Origin of the sequence: Labrenzia sp. CP4 (assembly GCF_001579905.1) — a bacterium.
Classification (GTDB): Bacteria; Pseudomonadota; Alphaproteobacteria; order Rhizobiales; family Stappiaceae; genus Roseibium; species Roseibium algicola.
The window spans coordinates 504,827-530,161 of sequence record NZ_CP011927.1 but is presented as its reverse complement, the minus strand read 5'-3'; the positions used below and the strand labels follow the sequence as shown (position 1 = coordinate 530,161).

23 protein-coding genes are annotated in these 25,335 nt (G+C 60.4%); 8 read left to right on the top strand and 15 right to left on the bottom strand.

Annotated features, from left to right (window positions below):
- Nucleotides 1-177 precede the first annotated feature (177 nt).
- The gene (locus ACP90_RS02590; RefSeq protein ID WP_062486602.1) at nucleotides 178-762 is read left to right on the top strand and encodes a class I SAM-dependent methyltransferase; all 585 of its coding nucleotides are present in this window, start codon (nucleotides 178-180) and stop codon (nucleotides 760-762) included.
- A gap of 209 nt (nucleotides 763-971) precedes the next feature.
- Here the strand turns inward: ACP90_RS02590 and ACP90_RS02585 are convergent, their stop codons facing one another.
- From ACP90_RS02585 to ACP90_RS02575, 3 genes are all read right to left on the bottom strand, one after another.
- Nucleotides 972-2,243 carry a murein L,D-transpeptidase family protein gene (locus ACP90_RS02585; protein WP_062486599.1) on the bottom strand — a complete coding sequence of 424 codons (1,272 nt, stop codon included), beginning with the start codon at nucleotides 2,241-2,243 and terminating at the stop codon, nucleotides 972-974.
- A 364-nt stretch (nucleotides 2,244-2,607) separates the two neighbouring features.
- Nucleotides 2,608-3,567: an acetyl-CoA carboxylase carboxyltransferase subunit alpha gene (locus tag ACP90_RS02580; RefSeq protein WP_023002811.1), complete on the bottom strand. Its 960-nt coding sequence runs from the start codon at nucleotides 3,565-3,567 to the stop codon at nucleotides 2,608-2,610.
- A gap of 330 nt (nucleotides 3,568-3,897) precedes the next feature.
- Complete coding sequence (locus ACP90_RS02575) at nucleotides 3,898-4,731, bottom strand: DUF3108 domain-containing protein (protein WP_208984624.1); 834 nt, start codon at nucleotides 4,729-4,731, stop codon at nucleotides 3,898-3,900.
- 340 nt (nucleotides 4,732-5,071) lie between these two features.
- Here ACP90_RS02575 and rpmB point away from each other — a divergent pair, with 340 nt between their 5' ends.
- On the top strand, nucleotides 5,072-5,368 hold the full coding sequence (rpmB, locus tag ACP90_RS02570; protein WP_023002809.1) for a 50S ribosomal protein L28: 297 nt from the start codon (nucleotides 5,072-5,074) through the stop codon (nucleotides 5,366-5,368).
- Between the two features lie 116 nt (nucleotides 5,369-5,484).
- Entirely contained in the window at nucleotides 5,485-6,150 is a 666-nt protein-coding gene (locus tag ACP90_RS02565) for a VUT family protein (RefSeq protein ID WP_023002808.1), read from the top strand.
- 70 nt (nucleotides 6,151-6,220) lie between these two features.
- Here the strand turns inward: ACP90_RS02565 and ACP90_RS02560 are convergent, their stop codons facing one another.
- The 4 genes from ACP90_RS02560 to ACP90_RS02545 all read right to left on the bottom strand — a co-directional run bounded on the left by ACP90_RS02560 (nucleotide 6,221) and on the right by ACP90_RS02545 (nucleotide 10,843).
- Complete coding sequence (locus ACP90_RS02560; RefSeq protein WP_062491275.1) at nucleotides 6,221-7,261, bottom strand: esterase-like activity of phytase family protein; 1,041 nt, start codon at nucleotides 7,259-7,261, stop codon at nucleotides 6,221-6,223.
- Between the two features lie 19 nt (nucleotides 7,262-7,280).
- On the bottom strand, nucleotides 7,281-9,191 hold the full coding sequence (gene cobT, locus ACP90_RS02555; RefSeq protein ID WP_062486596.1) for a cobaltochelatase subunit CobT: 1,911 nt from the start codon (nucleotides 9,189-9,191) through the stop codon (nucleotides 7,281-7,283).
- A 7-nt stretch (nucleotides 9,192-9,198) separates the two neighbouring features.
- Nucleotides 9,199-10,185, bottom strand: a complete 987-nt coding sequence (gene cobS / locus ACP90_RS02550) for a cobaltochelatase subunit CobS (protein ID WP_023002805.1) — start codon at nucleotides 10,183-10,185, stop codon at nucleotides 9,199-9,201.
- 67 nt (nucleotides 10,186-10,252) lie between these two features.
- Complete coding sequence (locus tag ACP90_RS02545) at nucleotides 10,253-10,843, bottom strand: DnaJ domain-containing protein (protein WP_023002804.1); 591 nt, start codon at nucleotides 10,841-10,843, stop codon at nucleotides 10,253-10,255.
- 179 nt (nucleotides 10,844-11,022) lie between these two features.
- Here ACP90_RS02545 and ACP90_RS02540 point away from each other — a divergent pair, with 179 nt between their 5' ends.
- Nucleotides 11,023-11,286, top strand: a complete 264-nt coding sequence (locus tag ACP90_RS02540) for a BolA family protein (protein ID WP_023002803.1) — start codon at nucleotides 11,023-11,025, stop codon at nucleotides 11,284-11,286.
- 518 nt (nucleotides 11,287-11,804) lie between these two features.
- Here ACP90_RS02540 and ACP90_RS02530 read toward each other — a convergent pair.
- The 3 genes from ACP90_RS02530 to ACP90_RS02520 are packed head-to-tail and all read right to left on the bottom strand — an operon-like array spanning nucleotide 11,805 to nucleotide 14,956.
- The gene (locus ACP90_RS02530) at nucleotides 11,805-13,145 is read right to left on the bottom strand and encodes an HlyC/CorC family transporter (protein WP_055659829.1); all 1,341 of its coding nucleotides are present in this window, start codon (nucleotides 13,143-13,145) and stop codon (nucleotides 11,805-11,807) included.
- The gene (gene aroB, locus ACP90_RS02525) at nucleotides 13,142-14,290 is read right to left on the bottom strand and encodes a 3-dehydroquinate synthase (protein WP_023002800.1); all 1,149 of its coding nucleotides are present in this window, start codon (nucleotides 14,288-14,290) and stop codon (nucleotides 13,142-13,144) included. Before aroB ends, ACP90_RS02530 begins: the two co-directional genes overlap by 4 nt.
- Nucleotides 14,291-14,308: 18 nt before the next feature.
- On the bottom strand, nucleotides 14,309-14,956 hold the full coding sequence (locus ACP90_RS02520) for a shikimate kinase (protein ID WP_023002799.1): 648 nt from the start codon (nucleotides 14,954-14,956) through the stop codon (nucleotides 14,309-14,311).
- A 157-nt stretch (nucleotides 14,957-15,113) separates the two neighbouring features.
- Between ACP90_RS02520 and ACP90_RS28490 the strand changes: the two genes are divergently transcribed.
- Nucleotides 15,114-15,257, top strand: a complete 144-nt coding sequence (locus ACP90_RS28490) for a hypothetical protein (protein WP_167579543.1) — start codon at nucleotides 15,114-15,116, stop codon at nucleotides 15,255-15,257.
- Nucleotides 15,258-15,322: 65 nt separating this feature from the next.
- Entirely contained in the window at nucleotides 15,323-16,246 is a 924-nt protein-coding gene (xerD, locus tag ACP90_RS02515) for a site-specific tyrosine recombinase XerD (protein ID WP_062486590.1), read from the top strand.
- Between the two features lie 87 nt (nucleotides 16,247-16,333).
- Here xerD and ACP90_RS02510 read toward each other — a convergent pair whose 3' ends face one another.
- A complete protein-coding gene (locus ACP90_RS02510) occupies nucleotides 16,334-18,340 on the bottom strand; it encodes a methyl-accepting chemotaxis protein (RefSeq protein WP_062486587.1) in 2,007 nt (668 codons plus the stop codon).
- A 414-nt stretch (nucleotides 18,341-18,754) separates the two neighbouring features.
- Here ACP90_RS02510 and ACP90_RS02505 point away from each other — a divergent pair, with 414 nt between their 5' ends.
- Nucleotides 18,755-20,383, top strand: a complete 1,629-nt coding sequence (locus ACP90_RS02505) for an AMP-binding protein (protein ID WP_062486584.1) — start codon at nucleotides 18,755-18,757, stop codon at nucleotides 20,381-20,383.
- 11 nt (nucleotides 20,384-20,394) lie between these two features.
- On the opposite strand, the gene ACP90_RS02500 is transcribed toward ACP90_RS02505, so the two are convergent.
- The 3 genes from ACP90_RS02500 to ACP90_RS02490 form a co-directional block, all read right to left on the bottom strand.
- Nucleotides 20,395-21,513: a GNAT family N-acetyltransferase gene (locus tag ACP90_RS02500; protein ID WP_062486581.1), complete on the bottom strand. Its 1,119-nt coding sequence runs from the start codon at nucleotides 21,511-21,513 to the stop codon at nucleotides 20,395-20,397.
- Nucleotides 21,503-22,924 (bottom strand): lipopolysaccharide biosynthesis protein, encoded by a 1,422-nt coding sequence (locus ACP90_RS02495; RefSeq protein WP_208993436.1) that lies wholly within the window; start codon nucleotides 22,922-22,924, stop codon nucleotides 21,503-21,505. Before ACP90_RS02495 ends, ACP90_RS02500 begins: the two co-directional genes overlap by 11 nt.
- Nucleotides 22,925-23,353: 429 nt before the next feature.
- The gene (locus ACP90_RS02490; protein ID WP_062486574.1) at nucleotides 23,354-23,752 is read right to left on the bottom strand and encodes a YchJ family metal-binding protein; all 399 of its coding nucleotides are present in this window, start codon (nucleotides 23,750-23,752) and stop codon (nucleotides 23,354-23,356) included.
- Nucleotides 23,753-23,861: 109 nt separating this feature from the next.
- Between ACP90_RS02490 and ACP90_RS02485 the strand changes: the two genes are divergently transcribed.
- On the top strand, nucleotides 23,862-24,833 hold the full coding sequence (locus tag ACP90_RS02485) for an endonuclease/exonuclease/phosphatase family protein (RefSeq protein ID WP_062486570.1): 972 nt from the start codon (nucleotides 23,862-23,864) through the stop codon (nucleotides 24,831-24,833).
- 119 nt (nucleotides 24,834-24,952) lie between these two features.
- Here the strand turns inward: ACP90_RS02485 and ACP90_RS02480 are convergent, their stop codons facing one another.
- Complete coding sequence (locus ACP90_RS02480) at nucleotides 24,953-25,318, bottom strand: c-type cytochrome (RefSeq protein ID WP_286145728.1); 366 nt, start codon at nucleotides 25,316-25,318, stop codon at nucleotides 24,953-24,955.
- Between the last annotated feature and the right edge of the window lie 17 nt (nucleotides 25,319-25,335).

Sequence of the window (25,335 nt, the reverse complement as noted above, 5' to 3'; positions counted from 1 at the left end):
CACCTTCTCTACCAGAGCAAGCGCGCCCGCCAGGAATGCTCCGCTCAAATCCCGGCACGATAGGTTCCTTCTTCAACGACAGCCCTTTCAGGTCAACTTTGCGCCGCAAACAGCCACCACAACTTCAAGTTATGCGAATTTGAAATTGAACCTGATGGGGAGGGGTGAGCGTCATCAATGACCAGCGAAACAGTGAATTTTTACAACACCACTGCCAAGGAATATGTTGCCGACAAGGAGACGCCTAATCCCAGATTGCCTGCCTTCCTGGAGCGATGCAAAGCAAAGGGCAGAATTCTGGAACTGGGAACCGGAGGCGGTGTGGACGCCGAGGCCATACTCAAGTCCGGCTTCGTCCTGGATGCGACGGATGGCTCGTCCGAACTCGCCGCGATAGCTGCGCAACGGTTAGGCCAGCCGGTTCGGACCATGTTGTTTAACGAGCTTGATGCGGTTGAGCTTTATGACGGCGTCTATGCCTGCGCTGCACTGACACACGCTCCAAGAGGTGACCTCGGCGATGTGGTTGAGAGAATTCATCGGTCGCTGCACGACAACGGGGTCGTTTGGGCCAGTTTCAAGGTTGGCACCAACGAAGGCGCAGACGCGTTTGGTCGCTACTACAATCTTCTGCCTCAGGACGAACTGACTGCGATCTGGCGAGCAGCGGCAACCTGGCGCATCCTGGAAACAGAAACCTGGCTGGGAAGTGGTTACGACCGCAAACCAACCCAATGGGCCGCCATCACCGCGATCAAATAACGTCCGTTGAGGCAGGCTGTGCCTGCGGGCTTGCGCCCCGAGCTCCCCACATCACGCAAGTTATGCTCACTCCACCGTCACGCAGTTCGGATCGCATCCCCTCCACATCCTGAGGACTTTGCAATCCTCTGGATGTGGACATCATCCGGGGGGCGGGATCTCCATGGTGCCGAGACCGGGTTTGAGGTTGGCCCCGGGACAGGGCCCGATCAGTTCGGCTTGGTATCCGGAACCACTTCGGTTTCGATCGGACCAACACCAGCGCCTTCTTCCGAAGCTTTCGGACCGAAGGGTACCCAACGCTTGAAGAAGCTTCCGACAGAGCTGCCGCCCGACTGGTCCTGCGGGGCAAAGGCGGTCTCGACCGCCGAGCCCGGACGCCGCTGTGCCGCCGGAGCCGCTTCTGCAGGAACTGCAGCCGTCGCCGTTTCGGCTGCGGGCTGTACGTCAGGCGCACTCGTCTCGGCCGTGGCAACAGCCGGGTTGGTGTCGTCCTCACCACCGCCGAGCGCTTCGGCAAGCCGGTTGGAGCGCTCTTCCCAGCGCTTCTGGCGCTCGTCACGAGCGTCGAAGCGGGCAGCAAGCTGCTGGTATTTCTCGTTGTCGCGGCGCTGCTTGGAGGCAACTGCCGTCGCGATGCTCGGGCTCACCTGATAGTCGGGGCATTTGGCGCTGGCGCGGAAGGGCACGCCTTCCACCAGTGTGGTGGCATCGAACACGTATTTCTTCTCGCAGACGGAAATCTGCGGCGGGGTCTGCGTGATCTCGAAATGGTCGTAGCCGGTCTTCAGCATTTTCCAGAATTCCATGTGCTCGCTGTCGCGGTGGCGAGCCATGTTTTCCGGCGTCATGCGGAAGGGAAAGGCCTGGACCTGGAAGGAGCGCTGACCACCCTTGAAGCTGTCGCGGGCAAGCGCGTAGATGTCCTGGACCTGCTCGTCCGTCATCGCGTAGCAGCCACGGGACGAACAGGCGCCATGCACCATCAGATGCGAGCCGGTGCGGCCGTGGGAGCGGTCATAGGAATTCGGGTAACCGAGGTTGAAAGCCAGGTGATAACTGGAATTCGGGTTCATCAGGGCAGGCGTGATCTCGTAGAAGCCTTCCGGGGCCTGACGGTCGCCTTCCTTGAACTTCGGGCCGAGCTTGCCGGACCATTTGCAGATCTCGAACTCGTCCAGAAGCTGGTATTTGCCCGTGCGGGTCTGTTTCCAGACTTCCAGAGCACTTTCTTCCTTGAAGATCCGGATCATGATCGGCGAGGTCGAGCTCATGTTGAGATCGTTCATCTTGCGCTTGATCGACGCGCTGACAGGCTGCTGCGCCTTGTTGGGGCCTGCAGTGAATTCGTCTGCCTGGCAAGCCGCCAGCACACCGGCAAGCATCAGCGCCGCACCAAGACGGGCTGCCTTGCGGCCACTCAGGCCGCTGTTGCCAAGAAGAAGGCCGGCTGGCGTGTTCATAAGGCGCCGAAAGACCATGATACTGTCCCAAACTAAGCGGAAACCGACAAAGGCGAACGAACTGCCTTGCCGCACTTCCTGCGTCCTCGCCCCCGCGCAAAGGCTAGGGAATGATGGTTGACGATAAGTTACTGAAACCGGATTGTGCCTGCGACCAAAATTATGGTGATAGGAACAAAAACTTGCCCAAGCGTCATCTTGTGCGTCCCAACTTCGCCTGAATGACGGCAAATTCTGGCCACAGGATGGCAAAAAGGCCGCTTTTACGGCGGCCTTGCATCGTTTTTTTCCGAAATACAGCAGTTTGGTGAACAGCGCGGTTACCAGCGTGGCGATATCGCCGAACCCGGCAACCGGAAGACACGAGGTCGAGCAGGAAGACCTAGCTCAGGGTTCTGCCGATAGCGATGAATTTTTCGCGCCGCTGCTTGCGTATTTCATCCGGCGACAGGCCTGCCAGCTCTTTCAGCGCAGATTCGATCGCCTTGCCCGCGTTGTCGATAACGATTTCACGTGCACGGTGCGCACCGCCGACAGGCTCCTTGATGATGTCATCGATGACACCGAGCTGCTTGAGATCCTGTGCGGTGATCTTCAGTGCTGTCGCAGCGTCCTGCGCCTTGGCGCTGTCGCGCCACAGGATGGAGGCGGCGCCTTCCGGTGAAATCACCGAATAGATCGCGTGTTCCATCATGAGAACCTTGTTGGCGGTCGCGATCGCGATCGCGCCACCGGAGCCGCCTTCGCCAATGACGACGGAAACGGACGGCGTTCCAAGGCCGAGGCCGACATCCGTCGAGCGGGCGATGGCTTCGGACTGGCCGCGCTCTTCAGCCCCGCGTCCCGGATAGGCACCGGAGGTGTCGACGAAGGTGATCAACGGCAGGCCGAAACGTTCGGCCATTTCCATGACCCGGACTGCCTTGCGGTAACCTTCCGGACGGACCATGCCGAAGTTGTGCTTCAGACGCGTTTCGGTGTCGTGGCCTTTTTCCTGAGCCAGAACAGCCACCGACTGACCGCGAAAACGACCGATACCGGCGATCAGCGCTGCATCTTCGGCAAACTTCCTGTCACCGGCAAGCGGTGTGAAATCCTCGATCAGACCGGCGATATAGGCAACGGCATGCGGGCGATCGGGATGGCGGGCAACGAGCGTTTTCTGCCAGGGCGTCAGTTTGGCGTAGAGGTCCTGCAGCGTTTGCGAGGATTTCGTTTTCAGCCGGTCGATTTCACTGTCGACATTGACGGCTTCGCCATCTTCCCCGGCCAGAGCGCGCAGCTCCTGGATCTTGCCTTCAATGTCTGCAACGGGCTTTTCGAATTCCAAATAGCTGTGCATTTACTCGGTTACCTGAAACAAGCCGGCACCGCCTTACGTCCGGCGGCTGCTCCGGAAATTCTGTCACAAGATCGAAGGATTACCAGCCGAAAGCGACCAGCCACCCGAATGTCGATCATTTCAAAGACGTTCAAGCATCTTTGCCGCGTCTGAACAACGCAAGATGCTCCAGGCAACGCAAGCGTGCCTGAACGCATAGTTGGAGGGCTGTATCAAGAGACGCAAGTGGGCGCAAGTCTCGGTGTGCCGGCAAACAGGGTTTGGAAGCCACTCGCCCCCGGCAAACCCTTCCCGGATTTTTGCCGGAAAGGGCCGAAGAAGGGTCGGTGATCAGTCGACGGATGCCTGATCGCTGCCGGCACCGTCGATCTTGAGCTTGTCCGCTTCCACGATCAGGCGACCGTTCTTGGTGTCGATGGAAATCCGGTAGGGGACGAGCACGTTGTCACGGCCCATCGGCGCAACCCACACTTCCATGTTGGCCTGAGCCATGTATTTGACCGAATCCTTGGACGGGCGGTGCCCGGCCACAGGTACCCAGCGGGCCTTGCAAACAACGACCTGGCCGTCATAGCCGTGGCCGGAGACTTCCTTCGTGCCGGAATAGCTCAGCTTGATGTCGAACCGTGTCCAGCCGTCGAACACCGGCAGACGACGCGAACAGGCCTTCGGCCCGAGACTGTCCTTGGCACGGCCCACCGGCATCAGAGCGGCGCTCAGCGGATCGATCGCATTGCGCGTATGCCGGTCCGTCACCTTGATCCGCTCCGGATTGGGCTTGAACTGCGGCGCGACTTCCATTGAGCGGATGGACCCGGAGCCCTGGCTCAGGTTGACGTAGAAATCGAGATTGGAGGCGTGCGACGCCATCCTGTATTTCGACGGCACGACCCGCGATCCGACCATCCAGCCGGATGCTTCCGCCCCACCCTTGCCGGTGGTGAACAGCGTGCCGATCCCTGCCGGCTCCAGGCTGACCTTGGCCGAATAGGCATTGCCCTGCATGACGAGCGACAGCGTTCCGCGCCCGACCTTGAAGCCGGCAATCGAAATATTGTAAAGGCCGCCGACGCTGTTTTTCTTGGCTTCCGCCGGTGTCGTCAGCAGCGCCGCAGCAAGCATTGGCAGGGCGACCAGCCGCCCGAGAGACATCAAACCAAACACTTCAAAACCTCCGGACTGCCGTCTGGCAGCGAATTGCGCCCCCGCGCCATGAGTGTTCCGCAACGGAAAGATACCATAGATCCCGCTCGATGAACGACCCCAATCATTCTAAATTATGGTAACTCACTGGTTAACAGCCGGGCGTCCTGCAAATAAAAGCAGTGAATCTCCGCAAAGCGGCGGAGATGTCTTGACGTTGGCCTTCACTCCCATTATAGCGGGGCAACTTTTTCCGAGAAATGCCGGAGACGATGTCGCCGGGCCTCAGGTCCGCGCCGGTTCCGGTTGGACTTGCTGGGTTCAAAGTAACGGCCCAGCCACGAAAACAAAAGGTGATATCATGGCACGCCGTTGCGAACTCTCCGGCAAAGATGTGATGACGGGCAACAACGTCTCCCACGCTAACAACAAGTCCCGCCGCCGGTTCCTGCCGAACCTGTGCAACGTGTCCCTCATCAGCGACACGCTCGGCGAAACCTTCAAGCTGAAGGTCTGCGCACACGCACTGCGCTCCGTCGAACACCGCGGTGGTCTGGACGCATACCTGATGAAGGCAAGCGACGCGGACCTGTCCGATGCTGCTCGCAAGATCAAGGTCGACATCAAGCGCAAGCAGGCTGAAGCCGCTGCCGCTTAAGGCCTGAAGCGCCTGCACGGCTCGTTCCGGCAGCAGGCAGCTCGCATACTTGCAAAGAACCTTTTCAGGACGCCCAATCGATATCGGTTGGGCGTCTGTCGTTATGAGGTGAACACATGACCGAAACCCGGACCTTTTCCGCGAGCCATCACGTAGTCGCCATTCTGGCGATGGCGGCCGTTGTCGTTGCATCCAACTTTCTGGTCCAGTTCCCGGTCGAGCATTTCATCGGCGGCGTCAATCTTGCCGATACGCTCACGTGGGGTGCGTTCACTTACCCCGTCGCCTTCCTGGTGACCGATCTCACCAACCGCCGCTTCGGCCCGACCGCCGCACGCAAGGTTGTGATTGCCGGCTTCCTGATTGCCGTGGTCCTGTCGATCTGGCTGGCGACGCCCCGCATTGCCATCGCCTCCGGCACGGCGTTCCTGGTCGCGCAATTGCTGGACGTGACGATATTCGACCGCATGCGAAAGCTGGCCTGGTGGAAAGCGCCGATCACCTCTTCCTTCATCGGCTCGGTAATCGACACGCTCCTGTTCTTCGGCATCGCCTTTTCCGCCAGCTTCGCCTTCATCGACGGCCTGTTCGGGATGGACGACAGCTCGCTCGCCTTCCCGGTGCCCTTCCTGGGCATCAGCGACGATACCCAGGCGCTGCTGTGGGTGTCGCTGGCCGTGGGAGACTTCCTGGTCAAGATGCTGGTTGCCGTCGCCCTGCTCGCCCCTTACCGCATCGTGCTCGGCCTGTTTCAGGCCATGCCGAAGGGAACTGCCGCCTAGGCACCAGGCGCGACAAAGGCGGGGTTGGTCGTCCGGGGATCGACTTGCCGGGCAGAAGTGCTCCCGCGCCTCAATCTTCCAGCCGAAACCTCAGGAACAAGGTCCTCTGAAGGATCGAACGGTTGTTGTCGGAGACAAGCGTCAGGATTGTTTCGCCGTTTTCATTGGTGTGAATACCCAGAGCTTCCATGTTGTCGATCTGGGAGTTGAAGTCGGCCTCCAGCAGCAACTCGCCATCCAGAACGGCTCCGGCAGCAATGTCGGCTCCTTTGAACCGCCGCAGCCGCAGGCCGATCAGATCACGCAGGCTGAAGCGGCGCTCCACCAGAACCATGTCGCCACCGGGCAGAAACGCCGCATCCGTCGCATCGAAGCGCTCATACCGGCGGATGGTGAAGCGTTCCGTGCCGTCCGGACCAATGATGAAGCCAGACAGATCATGCAGGTCGCTTGGCGCTGATTCCGCGACAGCCACGAGCTTGCCGGCCAACGGGCTGTCCTCCGGCCCGGCCGCCAGAGCTTCCAGTCCGGTGTTGCGCGGCAGATCGCGAATATCCTGCGGCAGCGCGACTTCACCGATCATCCTTTCCTTGCCGGTCGAAATCGGCCACGGATACCGGTAGATGGCGTTGCGGGTTTCAGCAGTGACATAAAGACCGGAGCCCGACAGCGTCAGCGCCTCGGTATCATGACCCCAGCGTGCATCGAGCGTTTTGCCATCGGCACCCAAAAGCGGCGCGAACCGCAAGTCTTCGATCTCCGTCGGCTTGCCATCCGCTGTCTGCACGATTCGGCCACTGACCCAATGTCCGTTGTCGGTGACCGCCAGAAACGCGCTTCCCCCGTCCAGACTGATCAGACCGGAAAGCCCGCCGACCTTGCGGTCCGCGGCTATCAGCTCCAGACCGCCAAGAAAAGTCAGTTTGCCGAAGGTCGTATCGGCAAGCCCTATGCGGAATGTGTCGATGGACCGGGTACGGGCCTTGACCGGCTGTGCGTCCGAAAGCAGCTCCGGCGCCCCGGCAGCGGCGGGCGCAGCAAACCAGAAAGTGGAGAGAAAGGCGGCAGCCAGCGCAAAGCTGCCTGCCGAAAGACGCCTTTCTGCTCCCATATTTTCCAGACCCTGCCGACTAACGATGACCCGCGCGGCGACGGCGGCCACGCGTGTTGAAGGAGGTGTCCACCTCGTCGTCGAAAAGGTTGGCAAGCTGGTCGGTCATGGCACCTGCCAATTCTTCGGCATCGACAATGGTGACGGCCCGCCGGTAGTAGCGCGTGACGTCATGTCCGATACCGATGGCGATCAGCTCGACCGGCGACCGGGTCTCGATTTCTTCGATGACGTAGCGCAGGTGGCGCTCCAGATAGTTGCCCGGGTTGACCGAGAGCGTGGTGTCGTCCACCGGCGCGCCGTCGGAAATCATCATCAGGATGCGACGCTGTTCGGGCCGCGCCATCAGCCGGTCATGAGCCCACAGCAGGGCTTCGCCGTCGATGTTTTCCTTCAAAAGGCCCTCGCGCATCATCAGGCCGAGATTGCGCCTGGCCCGGCGCCAGGGCGCATCCGCAGACTTGTAGATGATGTGGCGCAGGTCGTTGAGCCGGCCAGGTGTCGGCGGCTTGCCCGCACCGATCCAGCTCTCCCGCGACTGGCCGCCTTTCCAGGCCTTGGTGGTGAAGCCGAGGATCTCGACCTTCACGCCGCAGCGCTCCAGCGTGCGCGCCAGAATGTCGGCACAAGTGGCGGCAACGGTGATCGGACGCCCGCGCATGGATCCCGAGTTGTCCAGAAGCAGCGTCACGACCGTGTCGCGGAAATTGGTGTCCCGCTCCTGCTTGAAGGCAAGCGGGGCCATCGGATCGGTTACGGCACGGGTCAGCCGTGCGGTGTCCAGAAGCCCTTCTTCAAGGTCGAAGTCCCAGGCCCGGTTCTGCTGCGCCATCAGCTTGCGCTGCAACCGGTTGGCAAGGCGCGCCACGGCCCCTTGCAGGTGGGTCAACTGCTTGTCCAGGAACCCGCGCAGACGATCAAGCTCCGCCATGTCGCAAAGTTCTTCAGCGGTAATCGTCTCGTCAAACTGGGTGGTGAACACCCGGTAGTCGGATTCCGGCCGGTTGGAAAACGGCGTATCGGGCCGGTCGCTTTCGCCCGGTTCCTCGGTATCCTCCGACATGTCCTGATCGGCGAAGTCTTCCATATCGGCTTCGGCGGCTTCCGTATCGCCGCTTTCCTGCTCTTCGCCGGAAAGTTCCATCTCCTGCGGAGAGGCTTCCTGTTCGCCGGAATCTTCTTCGCTGTCGTCGCCCGATTCAGCTTCGTCGTTGTTGCCCTGGTCCCCGTTTTCTTCCGGGTCCATGTCCTGGTCGTGATCGCCAAGCTCATCACCCATGTCGAGCGATTTCAGGACGTCCCGTAGACGGGCCGCGAAGGAATTCTGGTCCTCGACTTCGGCTTCCAGCCTGTCGAGGTCGGCACCGGCCTTGTCCTCGATCCAGCCACGCCACATGTCGACGAGCTTTGTCGCGCTTTCCGGCGGCTTCGCACCGGTCAGGCGTTCACGCACCAGCAGGGACAGGGCATCCTGCAACGGCGCTTCTTCCCGGCTGGAGATATCCGGCGCACCGGATTTGCGGAACCGGTCGTCAAGCATCACCGACAGGTTGTCGGCAACCCCTTGCATCCGACGTGCGCCAACGGCTTCGCAGCGGGCCTGTTCGACCGCTTCGAAGATCGCCCGCGCGTCCGGGCCCTGCGGCATGTTCTTGGAATGAACAGCCTTGTCGTGGCAGGCAATGCGCAGGGCGATGCTGTCCGACAGGCCACGGGTGATCGCGATCTCGCGCGGGTTGATCTTGCGCGAAGGCTCGGGCAAGCGCGCGGACATGCCGCTGAGACCGGGCCGGTCACCGGAAAAGATGACTTCCAGCTCCGGCTCTCCGGAAATCGCCCGCATGGTACCGGACACCGATTGCTTGAATGGCTCGGTGCTCGGTGCGGGCTTGTTGCCCGGAAGGGAATTGTGACCCGGCCGCGGTGCCATCGGGACCTCAGCTCATGACTACGTTGACGGAGGATTCCGGCAGATCTTCACCGAAGCAGCGCTGATAGAACTCGGCCACCAGGGACTGTTCCATGTCGTCGCACTTGTTGAGGAAGGTCAGACGGAAGGAAAAGCCGACATCGCCGAAAATCTGGGCATTTTCCGCCCAGGTAATGACCGTACGCGGGCTCATGACCGTGGACAGGTCACCGTTGATGAAGGCGTTCCGGGTCATGTCCGCCAGGCGCACCATCTTGGAAACGGTGTTGCGGCCTTCGTCCGACTGGAAGTGCTTGGCCTTCGACAGAACGATATCCACCTCATTGTCATGCGGCAGGTAGTTCAGCGTTGTGACGATCGACCAACGGTCCATCTGCGCCTGGTTGATCTGCTGCGTGCCGTGATAAAGACCGGAGGTATCGCCGAGACCGACCGTGTTGGCGGTGGCGAACAGCCGGAAGGCGGCATGCGGACGGATGACCCGGCTCTGGTCAAGCAGCGTCAGGCGGCCGGAAGATTCCAGGATACGCTGGATCACGAACATCACGTCCGGACGGCCAGCGTCGTATTCGTCGAAGACCAGCGCGACATTGTGCTGATAGGCCCAGGGCAGGATCCCGTCGCGAAATTCGGTAACCTGCTTGCCGTCCTTGATCACGATCGCGTCCTTGCCGACCAGATCGATACGGGAAATATGGCTGTCCAGGTTGACGCGGATACACGGCCAGTTGAGACGCGACGCCACCTGCTCGATGTGGGTCGATTTACCGGTACCGTGATACCCGGTCACCATCACGCGCCGGTTATGAGCAAAACCCGCCAGGATCGCCAACGTGGTCGCGCGGTCGAACAGGTAGTCTTCGTCACGCTCGGGCACATGTTCTGACGGCGCGGAAAATGCAGGTACCTTGAGGTCGGACTTGAAACCGAAAACCTCTTCTACGGAAATTTCAGTGTCCGGCATGGCCATGGCCGCAGTCGTCGTCTCAGTCATCAGTCCTCCGCAGTCCCGGAAGTTCGGGAAGGGTCGTTTGGGAAAAGCCGGCAGGACCCTGCAGGCTCTAAAGGAAACCGGCTTTTTTCAGAACGTTATACGCCTGAATGATTTCCCGCAGGCGGTCTTCGGAAGACCTGTCACCGCCATTGGCATCCGGATGGTTCAATTTAACAAGCTCCTTATAGCGCGCTTTGATTTCGGCGCCACGGGCTGTGTAAGGCAGATTGAGCACATCCAGGGAACGTTTTTCAAGCGTTAGTAGCTTTCTTTCGCGCGGGCGCCGAACTTGCTCGGTGCGCCGCTGCGCATTGGAGCGCATGCTGGAGCGGGCGTCGAACCCGTCCGGCCCCTCGGCTGCCTGCCGGTTTACGCCCATTTTCCAGGTCGGCCGGTGCCCCGTCAGACTGTCCTTCTGATAGGTGCGCACGTCGTCGTCGCCCATACCTGTAAAATAGTTGTAGGACTTGTTGTATTCGCGCACATGGTCGACGCAGAAATTGAAATACTGCCCCTCCCGGTCACGCCCTTTCGGCGCCCGGTGCGTGCCTGGCCGCTTGCAACCCGGATGGTCGCACGAAGGATGGCGGTCCTGTTCCACCCGTTCCTTGTCCGGTTTCACACGGATGCTGTCGAAGAGTTTTGAGTCCAGTTTCATGCGCCGAAATATTGAAGTGTGAGGGCCGACGGGCAAGCCGCAGGCCGTTGCATTGTCCCGGTATCCAAAGTTAATTTCCCCGCACCGGATTTCGAAAGTCGAAGAGCCCGGCACTGTATCAGGCAGTGCCGGACCACGAAAGACTTGAACTTCGAAAACAGCTACGCCAAGTGAGACACATGAGCACAAAGCAGACGATCACCGACAAACTCTCCGCAGCCTTCTCGCCGTCTTTTCTGAACGTCATCGACGAGTCGGAAAAGCACAGGGGCCACGGTGGCTGGCGCGAGGGCGGCGAAACCCACTTCCGGGTACAGATCGCCGCAGCCGCTTTCGAAGGCATGAACCGGGTTGCACAACATCGAGCGATCAACGAGACGCTCTCCCATGAACTGGCGACCACCGTGCACGCTTTAGCGATCGAAGTTCAACGCCCAGAATGAGATTCGCTTAATTTTCTCGATGGATGAACTAAGACAAACAGCAAATTACATAAGCTGCCTCACGGTAGTTATATGTTTATTTTTAGTATATTCGGCATCAATGCTGATCTACGATCTACCGTTCTCATTTAACGAAATACTTTTACACTACGGATGCTTATCACTCGCCGCAACTTTCAGCCTGTTTCTGATTTTCGGAAACGTGAAAAGATATTTCATTGTCAAAACAACCCTTAGCGCGATTTCAACGAAATATCTCTTGCGCTGCTGCGTGTTGTTTCTATCTACCCTGATCGTATTGGCAGCAATAACAGAGCTTCTTACTCTTTTCGAGGTCACCAATATCGCTCTAGCCAGCATATTTTTTTCTTCAGTTCTACTAACATACGCCGTACTTAGCAGAGCAATCCTGAGATTTGTTTTCTTACGCACTCTATAAGTTAACAGATGCAAGCATTCACAAGCACAGCTGAAGACAACACGCGCCCCTTAACTCGCTCAACGATCAAGCGCCTTGCTCAACCGCCCGCTTTCGCAGCCGCGCCCGCAACGGCCTGGGCAGCTCCGGCCGGCATCTTGACGCCCGGAATCTGGCCAAGCGGCATGATGCGCAGCCGCGTGATGCGGTTCTTCTCCCGCCGCAGCACCGTGAAGCGGAAGCCGTGGAAGGTGAAGATCTGGCGCTCGTCAGGAATCATCCGCGCTTCGTGAATGACCAGACCGGCGATCGTGGTCGCCTCGTCGTCCGGCAGGCTCCAGTCGGCAGCGCGGTTGAGGTCGCGAATCGGCACCGAGCCGTCGACAATCACCGAGCCATCGGCTTGCGGCCGCAGGCCTTCCAGCTCCACGTCGTGTTCGTCTGCGATCTCGCCGACGATTTCTTCCAGAATGTCTTCCAGCGTGACCAGGCCCATCACCTCGCCATACTCGTCAACCACGAGCGCGAAATGGGACTTGTGCCGCAGGAATGCATTGAGCTGATCCTGAAGCGAGGTCGTGTCGGGAACGAACCAGGCCGGGGCAGCGATATCCAGAACGTTGATCTTCGCAGCATCGCCACCGGCAGCCTGCAACGCACGCAGCAGATCCTTGGCATGCAGCACGCCGACGAAATTGTCGCTCTCCCCGCGCCAGAGCGGCAGGCGGGTATAGGGCGATGCCAGAGCCGCGTTCACCAGCTTGTCCGGCGCATCGTCCGCATTCAGCGCCACCATGTTGGTGCGGTGAACCATCACGTCCGAGACTTCCAGTTCCGCCAGGTCGAGCAAACCGCCGAGGCGGTCGCGCTCACCCTTTTCCAGGCCACCTTCGATATGCTGCAGATCGACAGCGCCGCGCAGCTCCTCATGCGGCGACAGGATCGAGGTGTCGTCGCCGATATTGACGCCAACCAGCTTCAGGATGTTGCGGACAATCCACTCCACCCCGACCACGATCGGACCGAACACGGCCACCACGAAGCGCACGATCGGCGCCACCGCCAGCGCAAACCGCTCCGGATTCGAAATGGCCCAGGTCTTCGGCAGCACTTCGGCAAAAACCAGAACGAGGGCGGTCATCACCAGGGTGGCAAGCGCAACGCCAGCGTCGCCGAACAGGGACAGGAACACACTGGTTGCCAGCGCAGACGCCAGAATGTTGACCAGGTTGTTGCCCAGGAGCAGCGCGCCGATCAGACGTTCCCGGTTGGCGATCAGCAGGCTGACCACCCGGGCGCGCCAGTCGCCGGTTTTTTCCATCTGGTGCATGCGCGCACGCGATGCGGCGGTGAGCGCCGTTTCCGAACCGGAAAAGAAGCCGGACAGGAACAGGAGAACGAAGATGGCGACAATCGCCAGCCAGAGAGCCGTTTCCGTCATGCCTCGAGTTTCTCCTTCAGGAAGTCAGAGACCAGTGCGGGATCGACGCCTTTTTCGACAAAGGCTTCGCCGATACCGCGCGTCAGAATGAAGGTCAGCGCGCCCCGGCTGACCTTCTTGTCCTGCGCGATGATATCCATGAGCGTTTCAGCCGGCGGCAGCTGACCGGGGATGTCCTGCACCCGCACTGGCAGGCCGACATCGCTCAGATGCTTGTGGACACGTTCGACGGTGTCCTCGCCGATCAGGCCGAGGCGCTGAGAGAATTCATGTGCCAGCATCATGCCGATGGAAACGCCTTCGCCATGAACCAGACGCTCGGTCTCGTAGGCGACCGCCGATTCAAGCGCGTGGCCGAACGTGTGACCCAGATTGAGGAGCGCCCTGCGGCCGGATTCCAGCTCGTCGGCAGCAACCACATCCGCCTTTGCCTGACAGGACCTTGCGACGGCCTCGTCCCGCTCCGCGCCACCTGCAAAAACCGCCTGCCAGTTGGTCTCCAGCCAGGCGAAGAAATCCGCATCACCCAGGAGCCCGTATTTGGCGACTTCCGCATAACCGGCGCGGAAGTCGCGCAGCGGCAACGTGTCCAGTATGGCGGTATCGGCCAACACCAGGGCGGGCTGGTGGAAAGCGCCGATCAGGTTCTTGCCATGACGTGAATTGATGCCGGTCTTGCCGCCGACGGAACTGTCGACCTGGGCAAGAAGCGTGGTCGGCACCTGAATGAAGGCCATGCCACGGCGCACGGCCGAGGCGACAAAGCCCGTCAGGTCACCGACGACACCACCACCAAGGGCGACGACCGCGTCGCCGCGCTCCAGCCGGGCGGCCAGAACCTCGTCGCACAGGCGCTCGAATTCACGGAAGCATTTGGTGCTTTCGCCTGCCGGCACAGTGATGGCGGTGTGCTCCAGACCGGCGGCCTTGAGGCTCTGCGAAAAAGCCTTCAGATGAAGGCCCGCAACGGTTTCATCGGCAACGACCGCAAGACGCGCGCCGGGCATAACGGCCGCGATTTCCGCTCCCGCGCCTTCAAGCAGACCCCGACCGATCTTGATGTCGTAACTGCGCGCGCCAAGATCAACCCGGACGATTTTCTCGTCCCGGCCCAACAATGCTTTTGCCACTACCGTGTCTACCATGCCGTCACGCTTCTAAATTCAGGTCATTGATGTTTGCGCGGCGCTGGTGGCCTCGCGTTCGAACAGGTGATCCGCAAGGGTGGCGACGATCTGATCGACCACCGCCTCATGCGGAACGTCCTTGGAGGTGACCGTCAGGGCCGCCTTGGCATAGACGGGCTCGCGGTCAGCCATCAGCTTGCGCATCGTTCCCTCGGGATCGGGGTTTTGCAGCAGTGGACGCGTGGACCTGCGCCGGACCCGTGCCATCACCGTGTCGAAATCGACTTTCAACCAGATGGACAGTCCAAGCTCGGCGATTTCCGCCCGCGTTGCCTCGCTCATGAAAGCGCCGCCGCCCGTTGCCAGCACCTGCGGTCCTTCACGCAGAAGACGGGCGATCACCCGTTCTTCACCGCTGCGAAAATAAGGCTCGCCGTGTTCGGCGAAAATTTCCGCCACGCTCATGTTGGCCGCGCGCTCGATTTCGGTATCGGCGTCGACAAATTCAAGGCCCAGCCGGTGCGCCAGCCGCTTGCCGACGGTCGACTTGCCACAGCCCATGATTCCCACCAGAACGATGGACCGATGCCCCAGGGCAGCTACCAGGCGGGCCAGATCAACGGGTTTTACGTCTGTCTCCGCGGATCCTCCTTCGGAAGACCGCGCCTTGTCGTGTTCTGTCATGGCGGCGTTTTAGCATATTCGTCAAAAAAGACACGGGGGAACTCCGCCTGCCGGACTGCTGCTTTGCCTTGCATGCGCCCCCGCCTTGTTGAAACAATCGCCTATCCGATTCGCTTGCCCGTGAGCGGACCGACGCCCTGACCTGGAGACAGCCGACGTGCCGACCCTGACCCGCCTGTTGCTCGTGCTGCTTCTGCTCGGCGCGCTCGGTTATGGCGCGATCTACTCCCTGGCCAACCTTGTCGATCCGCGTGAACGGGAAATCGAGGTTAGGGTGAAGAAAGACGGCTTCGGCCGCTAGCACACCCTTTCAAATGGCGGGTCATCAACGGGACAAGTTTCAGCTCCTTTGCGAAGGCATACGCAATGGCAACCGGTTTCGATCTTGAAAACTTTCTCGAAATGCTGGCCGCCGAACGCGGCGCGGCAGAAAACACGCTGGCCGGATACCGCCGCGACCTGGAGGATTTTTCAGGCTTCCTCGGCCGAAAGACCCTTGCATCAGCGCAATCCGAAGACATTTCGGCTTACCTGGGCGACCTCAACCGGCGCGGATTTGCCGAGACCTCGCAGGCAAGACGCCTGTCCGCGCTGAAGCAGTTCTACAAGTTCCTTTACGCGGAGGGCTCCCGGGAAGACGACCCGACCCGCACACTGTCCGCCCCGAAAAAGCGCGCGAGCCTGCCCAAGGTGCTGTCGATGGAAGACGTCGACAGGTTGATCGAAACCGCCAGGGCGGAAACCGAAAAGCCCCAGAAAAGCGCGGCGGCACGCTTGCGTACGCAGCGCATGTACACACTTATCGAAGTGCTTTATGCGACCGGCCTGCGCGTTTCGGAACTGGTTGCCCTGCCGGTTACCGCTGCGCTCCGGGACGCCCGCCTGATCGAAATCAGGGGCAAGGGCGGCAAGGAGCGGCTGGTGCCGCTGTCCCGCGCTGCCCAGGCTGCCATGAAGGACTACGTCGGTCTGCGTGCCGCCGAAGGAGCGTACGAAAAAAGCCCGTGGCTGTTTCCCTCCCATGGCGACAGCGGACACCTGACGCGCCAGCATTTTGCACGAGACCTGAAGGACCTTGCCGTCGCCGCCGGTCTTGATGCCGGCAAGATTTCCCCGCACGTGCTGCGCCACGCATTCGCTTCCCACCTGTTGCAGAACGGTGCCGACCTCAGAGTGGTGCAGCAGTTGCTGGGCCATGCGGACATTTCCACGACGCAGATCTACACCCACGTCCTGGACGAACGCCTGCGCGAACTGGTGGAAAGTGCACATCCCCTCGCGAAGAAGTAATTCTTTCCGCAGCCACAACCTCGCGAAACACAAAAATACCAGCCTTCCTGGCGGAAGGCTGGCCTTGTTCGTCGTGATGTCGCGCGGTCAGGCCGCGCGAACACCGGAAAGGAAGTTGGAGATCTCGCTGCGGATAAGGGCTGCCTGTTCGGACAGCGACGTTGCCAGCTGCTCGACCTCGCCGCCGGTTGCCCGGGCGTGTTCGGTGGCGGAACCGACCGCGGTCATGCATTCGGCCCCTTCATGCGAGCGGGTCGAGGCATCGACCACGTTCTTGGCGATGGACTGAACCGCGGCATCCTGCTGGATGACGGCCGATGCCACGGCCGAGGCCAGGCCTTCCATTTCGGAGATGATACCGGTCACCTCATCGATCGCTTCAAGCGCATGGCTGGACGACATCTGGATTGCTTCCACCTGGCTGGCGATATCTTCCGTCGCACGCGAGGTCTGGTCCGCAAGCTGCTTCACTTCGGCGGCCACGACCGCAAAGCCCTTGCCGGCCTCGCCTGCCCGGGCAGCCTCGATGGTAGCGTTGAGCGCCAGGAGGTTGGTCTGATTGGCAATATCGCGGATCAGCCCCATGACTTCGCCGATCCGGTCGGCCGCGCGGGACAGTTGCCCCATGGTCTGCGACGTGCCTTCCGCGCTGGCAACCGCCTTCTTGGCCACCGTCGTGGAGTTTGACGCCTGGTTGGAGATCTCGTTGATAGACGCTGCCAGTTCCTCGCTGGCCGATGCGGCCGAGTTGACGTTTTCAGCAGCCACCCGCACGGCGTTGCCGGCCCGGTCTGCCTGCTGGGCAACATCGTCCGCCGCGGCTTCGACGGCGGCAGAGGTCTGCGTCAGGTCAGAGGTAGACCGGTCGAGACTTTCCAGAGCCTGCCCGACCGTTGCCTCGAAATTGGCGATCAGTGATTCCAGACGGGCCACACGGGCGTCGCGCTGCGCGTTTTCTTCTTCCGATGCGGCCGCGAGGCGCTGCCGTTCGACAGCGTTTTCCTGGAAAACGGAAACGGTGCGCGCCATGGCGGCGATTTCGACACTGCCTTTGGCGGCAGGCAGATTGACGTCCACATGCCCGGACGCCAGTTCTTCCATGGCGTTCTGGAGACGCGAAAGCGGATTGGCGATCGACCGGCCGATGAGCATTCCGGCCAGGACGCCGGACACCAGGAAAGCGGCGATCACGCTGACGACGGCGAGGGTCGAGTAGGCCCGGACGGTTTCAAGATCCTGCTCGGCTGCCAGTTCGGCGTCGCGCGCGGCGTTGTTGAGCGCTTCCAGGCGTGGCGGCACGAGATCGAACAGCGTTTCCAGAAGTTCGATCGATTTGTCCTTTTCGGCGACAGCCGCCGTGTAGGCGTCGAACGCTTCCCGGTAGATCGCCATCTTGATGCCGACGTCTTCCTTGATCTCGTTCGGCAGATAAGCCTTCTTCAACAGGCGCTCATACCGACCGAATGCCACCTCGAAGTTGCCGAGGGCAACGTCGTTGCGGTCGAGAATGAATTTCTTTTCCGACAACTGAACATCGAGCATGGTGGTGACCATCTTCTCGAAGTCCGGACCGCCGCCGAAGCGCATTTCCTTCTTCAGGCGTTTCAGCACCTCGTCGGCATTTTCGCTGAGAGTTGCTCGAAGGCCTGTTTCGGAATTGAAGCCGATTTCCCGCTGAACGGTATTGAGCGACGAAAAGGCACCCGACGCCCCGTCAAGCGTGTCGCCAACGTCTGTGATCTCCGCACTGAAGGCTGCGGCAACTGGCTTGGCGGAGATGTCATCCAGAACCCCATGCGCCTCACTGAGCTTGGCCTCGAAAAGTTCGTGATCCTTTTCCTCCGGCCGCGCCAGGTAGCCCTTGCCGATGTTGCGCATGCCGTTCGCAATATCTGAAAGATCAGCAACGCTGCGCGCCAGTCCCGCACTTTGATCAAGCTTGTTGAAGGCTCCGGCCACCTCGTTCTGGCTCCACCAGAACACCCCGCCGATCGTCAACATGCCGATTGCGGTCAGAAGGCTTAGAGAAAGGATTTTCAGTTTCACGGAAAGCGCGCCGACACGAGCGAGCGCGGACTGCCCAAACATCTTCATGGATCTACAGGTCCCCAGCCGGACTATTTTTTATCCTGGCGGGATTTTGATCCTCATAAGTTAAGGAAATCTCGCATTTATTAGTGAATACGTTGCTACCGGATGCTGATTTTCTCACCACAAAATCGCAGTCGCAGGCCAGCCGGAATGGTGGCGTTATGCCCCTGTTTCACGCAGGCAGGCGTTAACGATTTCAGGACCATCGCGCATGGCTGCCTCACTCGGACAACCGATAATTTATAAGGAATAATGACAGTATAAGATTTTATTCCAGCCACACTTGCCGGCGTGTTTCAGAAGTCCGGTTAAGGATTTCATCGTTGCTTTCAAAGGATGGATTTCGGCTCTATTGCGCTGCAGCAATGACCGCCCTACACTCCGCTGCTCAAAATTGAAGCACCGGACGCATCTGAAATGCTGCAGCCTACTGGCAACTACGACGCGCTGAGAGAGACATTCCGCTGGCCTCGGCCCGCAACCTACAACATGGCCACAGCCGTCAGCGATGAATGGGCTGCAAGAGACCCGGAGCGCCTCGCGATCCGTCAGGTTCTCGAGAACGGTTCCTGCCGGGACTGGAGCCATCTTGCGCTGAACCGGGCGGCCAATCGCCTTGCCAACGCCCTTGAAGGCCTCGGGCTCAACCGCGGCGACCGGGTTGCCCTGCTTCTGCCGCAGATCCCACAAACTGCCATCGCACATCTGACGGCCTACAAGACCGGCGCAATTGCAGTGCCTCTGGCAGCCCTGTTCGGGCTGGAGGCGCTGCGCTACCGGCTCTCAGATTCCGGCGCCCGCGTTCTGGTGACTGACACCGCCGGCCTGGCAAAACTTGCGGAAATCCGGTCCGACCTGCCCGGCCTCGATCTGGTGATCTCGGTCGACGGACCTGAAACCGGCGTGTTCGGATTTGACGATCTGCTGGACAAGGCGTCCGACACCTACCGGACCCTTGCGACCACACCCGACGATCCGGCTTTGATGATCTACACATCTGGCACCACGGGGCAGCCCAAGGGCGTGTTGCATGGCCACCGGGTGCTGCTCGGCCATATGCCCGGCATCGAGCTTTCACAGAATTTCCTCGGCCGTGAAGGCGACTTGCTCTGGACGCCCGCAGACTGGGCCTGGGCAGGCGGCTTGCTGAATGCGCTGTTTCCGGCTCTGTCTCTCGGCGTGCCGGTGGTCTGCCACGCGTCTCGCAAGTTCGACCCGGAATTCGCCTTCCATCTGCTTGAAAGACAGAAGATCCGTAATGCCTTCATTCCACCGACGGCTTTGAAGATGCTGCGCGCTGTGGAGCGTCCGGCCGAGCGCTTCGACCTCACCTGGCGCAGCGTCGGCTCTGCGGGAGAATCCCTCGGCAGGGAAACCTATGACTGGTTCGCTGCGGAATTCGGCTTCAACGTCAATGAATTCTATGGCCAGACGGAATGTAACGCGGTGCTCGGTTCTGCGGCCGCCCTTGGCGTCAGTCGCTCTGGCGCCATCGGCAAGGCAACGCCTGGCCATCAGGTTGCGATCGTCGATGATGACGGCAATGAGCTGCCGGCTGAAACCCTCGGCCAGATCGCCATCCGCCGGCCGGACCCGGTAATGTTCCTGGAATACTGGAACAAGCCGGAGGCGACGCGGGAGAAGTTCATCGGAGACTGGATGATCACCGGCGACCAGGGCCTGATGGACGAGGACGGCTACGTCCATTTCGTTGGCCGCGACGACGACATCATCACCTCGGCAAGCTACCGGATCGGCCCAGGCGAGATCGAGGATTGCCTGCTGAAGCATCCGTCGATCGCGCTTGCCGCGGCTGTCGGCAAACCGGATCCGCTGCGCACGGAAATCGTCAAGGCCTTCATCGTCCTGAAGCCGGGCACGGAAAAAAGCGCGGCTCTGGAAAACGATATCCGCACGTTCGTCCGCGAACGTCTTTCGGCGCATGAATATCCGCGGGAAATCGAATTCGTCACCTCGTTGCCGATGACCACCACCGGCAAGATCATACGCAGGAAATTGCGGGACCTGGAGAGCGTTGAAGGCTAGCTTCGCCTGTTTCAGGCGCGCAGGCGCTTTCTCAGCGTCCGTGCAGCTCGGCGCAGGGCTTGTTCAAGCTTCAGGTCCGTCTTGCACAACGACCGCTTCAGGCCATCGGCAAAAAGCATCGTGCCGGTTTCCAGCCGGCCTCGCCACAAGGGCTCGATCATCGAATGCCCAGGAATGGCCAGGGAATCCGCCCCCCTGAAGCCAGGAATGGCCAGATTGATCTTCAAGGCCTGCAGCGCGATCTGGGCGCCGGGAGAATAGCGGGCAAACTCCTCGTCAAAGGCGATCTTCCAAGAATACACCTTGCCGGACTGCTGAAACAGCACCAGGGCGGCAACCAGTGTCTGTCCCGACCAGAGCTGGTCGATCCGGACCCCGTTGCGACTTGCCAGATTGGCGACGGCCGTGCGGGCGAAGTCCGCCGTCCCGGACTGACTGCCCAGCGCGGTTCCGGACCGGCCCTTCCAGCCGGAGGCCTCGAGCTCCAGAAAGGCTTCGAACCCGGCAACGGCATCAGATCCGGACAGACTGCGGAAGGTGGTCTTGCCATGGTCACCGAGCCGGCGCATCAGCCGGCGCATTTCCTTGCGCCTCTTGCCGCTGTCAGCCTCGGCAAGTTGTGACTTGCCTGTCGCTCCGGCGCCGTGGCTCGCCCGGAAGGACTTCGCCAGAACCGACTTCTTTCCCGCGCCCACCGCCCTCAAGCGCGTTGCCGACTGGGAATGAAGCGGCAGATAGGGGATAGCGAGCGCATTCCCGGGCTCTCTGGCGGCATTGATGAATGCGGAGATTGCCTCGGCACTTGCGTCCGGGTGGATCAGCGGTGTTCCGAGCGGCGCGTATTCGCTTGCCCAGGTGGTGTTGACCGCAACGGCCAATCCAAAACGACGTCGGCCGACGGGGGCCGCCACCAGCCAGCGGCCACCCGGCCGCTCCCGGACCACGACAAGTCGAACCGCCTGTTTGCTCATCTTTTCCAGAAACGGACGAAGGAAATCCGGACCAAAGAAAGGGTTCGGACTGAGGGCAGCCGCACAAAGCGTCTGCCAGTCCTCAAGCGGTATGGCGGCGCTCAACGGATCGAGGGACAAGACCTCGAGCTGCACGGAAGAGAGCGTATCATTGGTCAACCGGACGGTTCCTGGCGAAAAGCAAGGGCAAAACGAACGTCGTGATATTGAGCTTCCGTTTTGCCACAACCGCAAGGGCAGTGGCCTCAAAAAGGATCGCAAGACTTGTGGCAATGGCCGCTCCGGCAAGGCCGAGCAGCGGGATCAGAACAAGATTGAGGACGACATTGAGAACAAACGTCCCGGCATAAATGCCGGCGCAGGTGTTCTGGTGCCCTGTCATCGTCAGAAGCGCGTCGGCCGGACCGACGGATGCGCGCGCAAGCACGCCGATCATCAGGAGGGCGATCAGCTCGTAGCCGCTTTCAAAATCGCTGCCGAAAAGAGCAAGCAGAAGCGGCGCGATCAGAAGCAACCCCACGCCCGCGGCCACAGACGGCCAGAAGGTCCAGAGAGTTGCCTGCCGCATGTAACCGGCAAGCCCCGAAAGATCCTGATTGTGAGTGTAGCTGGAGAAGCGATGCGCCGAGGCGGCCCTTACGGCAAAATAGACAAAATGCACCAGCGCCAGGGTTCTGGATGCAGCGAAATAGACCGCAACCTCGTCCGGATCCTGAAAGAAACTCACCATGATCACGTCAGCACTGGTGATCAGCTGCAGAAAACCGTCGACCATCAGCATCGGCATGGACACCGCCAGCCAGGATCTGAACTCGACCTTGTACGGCCCCTTCGGAACGCTTGGACCCAGCCGCCTGCGAAGATGCAGGAACTGGTAAAGCGCGACCAGCGCCGTTGCCACGACGGCCACGATGGCAGCTGTCAGTGCATCGGGCCGAAACCCGGCCAGAACGGCACCGACCAGCAGGAACAGGATCGCCAGCGGCCGCCAGATATAGGTTGGCAGCATTGCCAGCGACGACCAGTCGTAGCTGCGTGCGATACCGTCCTGCACCAATCCGAAGGCAAAGAAGGGCAGCGCCAGCAGGACGACCGACAAGGGCTGGAAATAGGACGTATCAATAAGCGGGCGAAACAGGGCGAGACAGCCGATGCCTATGACCGCCGCAGCACCCCCGAGAAAAAACGCCATTTGCCGGCTTGTGCGCAAGAACCCGCGCAGGCGCGCCATATCCCGATTCTGCAGATATTGCGGGATGAACCTGCTGGCAGAGGTGGAAAAGCCGCCGCAGGCCATGACACCCAGAACGATCACGAAAGTCCAGGCAACCGAATAGAGGCCATAGTCATGCGCGCCCAACAGGCGCGCGAGCACGATTTGCGACAGATAGGCGAGCGCTGCACCGGCGATCCGTACCGCAAAGGTCGATACCGCCATCCGGCCCGCAGCGTGCCGTTCGCTTCCACTTCCCTTCAGGAACTCCAGGATCTGATCAGCACCTTTCCCCAATCCCAGAGGCGAGGCGATGCCTTGCAAACGCTTGGTCCAGGAGTTGGCGGAAAAACGCACGTAGGGGTCCCTTATGAGTACTCTTCCGTATTTGTGACATGAGTGACTTAATATTCTATGGCGATCAGTCAAACGCAGCCAGCAACGTTTCACAGATGTGTGAGGACGATGGAAAGTTGCTCAAGACGTTGATTTTACCTTCTATCCTGCCAATTCCGTTCTCAGCGTTCGGACATCCATGAAGACAGCTTCCCTGCTTGACACCGGCACCGGGAATCATGCTAATGAGAACAAATAGAGAACGAGATTCGATTCGACCCTGTCGACAACCCTCGGCTGACCCTGCCGCGGGCTTTCCCGATCTCCTTGTTGCGGATGTTGAGGGCTGCCTCCCCTTCTATCCGCAAATTGGTCCGGTCCCTGCTCCCGCCGCCAATCGCAGGGACCGGACGATTTTTTCAAAGTCAAAAATGAATACAGCTAGCCGACCTATTCCGGCACGGCTTCCACGTAATACCAGCGACCGCTTTTCTTGCGAAAACGGCTCAGTTCGCGGTGTACGTGAAGCTTGCCGACGGACAGGTATTTTGCCTCGAAAAGAACGGTGCCGTCCCTGTCGGCAGGCCCGCCCTTGTCGGTGGCCAACACATTGAGGCCCGTCCAGTGGCTTTCCTCCGCCCAGCGCGCGGTGCCTTGCGCATCGAAACTCGGCTGATACTTCGGCCAGAGCGTTTCCTTCAGATACGGAATGAGTTGCCGGACGTAAGCGCTGTAACGCGAGCGCATCAAGGCCTCTGCGGTTTCGGGCATGGCCTTTCCGGCAAGATAAGGTTCACAGCACAGATCGAATCCCTTGCCGCTGCCACAGGGGCATCCCTCTCCGCTCATTTGCCTCTCCCCGTCTTTGGTCGGCTTATTCCTGCATCTGCGCTCTCTACCACTTGGCCCGATGCGCGGCTATGGTTTCAGGTACGCTTTCCAGCTTCGGGCCTGCTGAATGAGACTTGCCACCTTCAACATGGAATCCTTTGGTGCGGACCGGCATGATCCGGACGCACTGACACCCCGGCTGGACGCGCTTCGGCCAAAGATTCTGGAGCTTGAGGCCGACATCCTTTGTCTGCAGGAAGTCAACGCGCAGAAACGGAAAGGTGTTTCAGCACGGCAGTTCCAGGCGCTGGAACTTCTTCTGGAGGGAACGCCGTACGCGAAATTTCACCGGGCAACCAGCGAACGACCTTCGGGAAAGGGTCCCGGCGACCGCCATAACCTGGTGGTTCTCTCGCGCTTTCCGATAACCAGGCGCTTAAGTCTTTACCAGGCACATGCCCACCCGCCTCACTGGCAGCCCAAAACCGCTGTACCGGCCTATCGCAGCCCGCAGACGATCCTGTTCGACAGGCCCGTTCTGCAGGTGGAAATCGACATCGGTACCGGCCGCCCCCTGCACGTCTTCTGCGTTCATTTGCGGGCGCCGATCGCCGCGATGATACGCGGCGGCAAGGCAGAGGACCGCACGTGGACATCCGTTTCCGCGTGGGCGGAAGGGTACCAGCTATCAGTGCTGAAACAGACCGCCCAGGCACTCGAACTGCGCCTTGCGGTGGAAGACCTTTTCGATGCAAACAAGGATAGCCAGATCGTCTTGGCGGGTGATTTCAACGCGACCGGGGAAACCGGAACCTTGAGGCTGCTGCGCGCGGACCCGGACGACACCTGTTCGCCGCAACTTGCCGCGCGCCGCCTCTACCAGCTTGACGCTTCATTGCCGCCGGAAAAGCGCCAGACCGTCATTCACAAGGGCAAGGGACAGGCTCTGGACCACATTCTGGCCAGCGCATCCGTCGCCCACCGAACGGTTGACTTCAAGGTGTTCAATGTCGGTCTTCCGGATGAAGTCTTCGACGCGGATGAAGACGCCTATGCCGGATCCTTCCACGCCGCGATGCTGGCCGAGTTCGAGTTTTAAGGGACCAATGGCAAATCTTGCAGTGCCCCTAAACCACGTCCAGACGAGGCACGCGTGTGCCGTCTCGAAGGACGGGCTTCAGCCCCTCCTTGCAACGAGGTCTGGTGTAGCGAAGAACCTCAGGGTGCCAGGGATTCGATGTAGCTGGCGAGATTGGCGATTTCGATGTTGCCGAGGGTCATGTTCGGCATTTGCGGATGGGGATCGGCAAGGAAGGTCGCAAGTTTTTCTTCCGTCCAGCCGGGATCCTTTGCAATGTCGTAAAAGCTTGGCAGCGACGCGCTGGAGGCGCGATCCTGGTCTTCGGACACGAGGTGGCAGGCAGAGCACCATTGCAGCGCCAGCGCTTTGCCGGCGGCGGCATCGCCCGCCTCGGTTGCACTCGCACCGAAGAGGGCGGCGACGGCCATAAGAGTGGCCCCACCCAGGAATGATCGCACACCCGAATGGAGACGCGGTTTCGAAACGGCAATTGCCTTGCTCATGAATCCTCCTTCAACCA

Excerpts from the sequence above, each read along its gene's own strand:
- cobT (WP_062486596.1), bottom strand. The coding sequence starts at position 9,191 with ATGGCACCGCGGCCGGGTCACAATTCCCTTCCGGGCAACAAGCCCGCA.
- ACP90_RS02490 (WP_062486574.1), bottom strand. The coding sequence starts at position 23,752 with ATGAGCGGAGAGGGATGCCCCTGTGGCAGCGGCAAGGGATTCGATCTG.
- ACP90_RS02530 (WP_055659829.1), bottom strand. The coding sequence starts at position 13,145 with ATGACGGAAACGGCTCTCTGGCTGGCGATTGTCGCCATCTTCGTTCTC.
- ACP90_RS02585 (WP_062486599.1), bottom strand. The coding sequence starts at position 2,243 with ATGGTCTTTCGGCGCCTTATGAACACGCCAGCCGGCCTTCTTCTTGGC.
- ACP90_RS02520 (WP_023002799.1), bottom strand. The coding sequence starts at position 14,956 with ATGACAGAACACGACAAGGCGCGGTCTTCCGAAGGAGGATCCGCGGAG.
- cobS (WP_023002805.1), bottom strand. The coding sequence starts at position 10,185 with ATGACTGAGACGACGACTGCGGCCATGGCCATGCCGGACACTGAAATT.
- ACP90_RS02485 (WP_062486570.1), top strand. The coding sequence starts at position 23,862 with ATGAGACTTGCCACCTTCAACATGGAATCCTTTGGTGCGGACCGGCAT.
- ACP90_RS02565 (WP_023002808.1), top strand. The coding sequence starts at position 5,485 with ATGACCGAAACCCGGACCTTTTCCGCGAGCCATCACGTAGTCGCCATT.
- ACP90_RS02510 (WP_062486587.1), bottom strand. The coding sequence starts at position 18,340 with ATGAAGATGTTTGGGCAGTCCGCGCTCGCTCGTGTCGGCGCGCTTTCC.
- ACP90_RS02540 (WP_023002803.1), top strand. The coding sequence starts at position 11,023 with ATGAGCACAAAGCAGACGATCACCGACAAACTCTCCGCAGCCTTCTCG.
- ACP90_RS02545 (WP_023002804.1), bottom strand. The coding sequence starts at position 10,843 with ATGAAACTGGACTCAAAACTCTTCGACAGCATCCGTGTGAAACCGGAC.
- ACP90_RS02580 (WP_023002811.1), bottom strand. The coding sequence starts at position 3,567 with ATGCACAGCTATTTGGAATTCGAAAAGCCCGTTGCAGACATTGAAGGC.
- aroB (WP_023002800.1), bottom strand. The coding sequence starts at position 14,290 with ATGGTAGACACGGTAGTGGCAAAAGCATTGTTGGGCCGGGACGAGAAA.
- xerD (WP_062486590.1), top strand. The coding sequence starts at position 15,323 with ATGGCAACCGGTTTCGATCTTGAAAACTTTCTCGAAATGCTGGCCGCC.
- ACP90_RS02480 (WP_286145728.1), bottom strand. The coding sequence starts at position 25,318 with ATGAGCAAGGCAATTGCCGTTTCGAAACCGCGTCTCCATTCGGGTGTG.
- rpmB (WP_023002809.1), top strand. The coding sequence starts at position 5,072 with ATGGCACGCCGTTGCGAACTCTCCGGCAAAGATGTGATGACGGGCAAC.
- ACP90_RS02590 (WP_062486602.1), top strand. The coding sequence starts at position 178 with ATGACCAGCGAAACAGTGAATTTTTACAACACCACTGCCAAGGAATAT.
- ACP90_RS02560 (WP_062491275.1), bottom strand. The coding sequence starts at position 7,261 with ATGGGAGCAGAAAGGCGTCTTTCGGCAGGCAGCTTTGCGCTGGCTGCC.
- ACP90_RS02505 (WP_062486584.1), top strand. The coding sequence starts at position 18,755 with ATGCTGCAGCCTACTGGCAACTACGACGCGCTGAGAGAGACATTCCGC.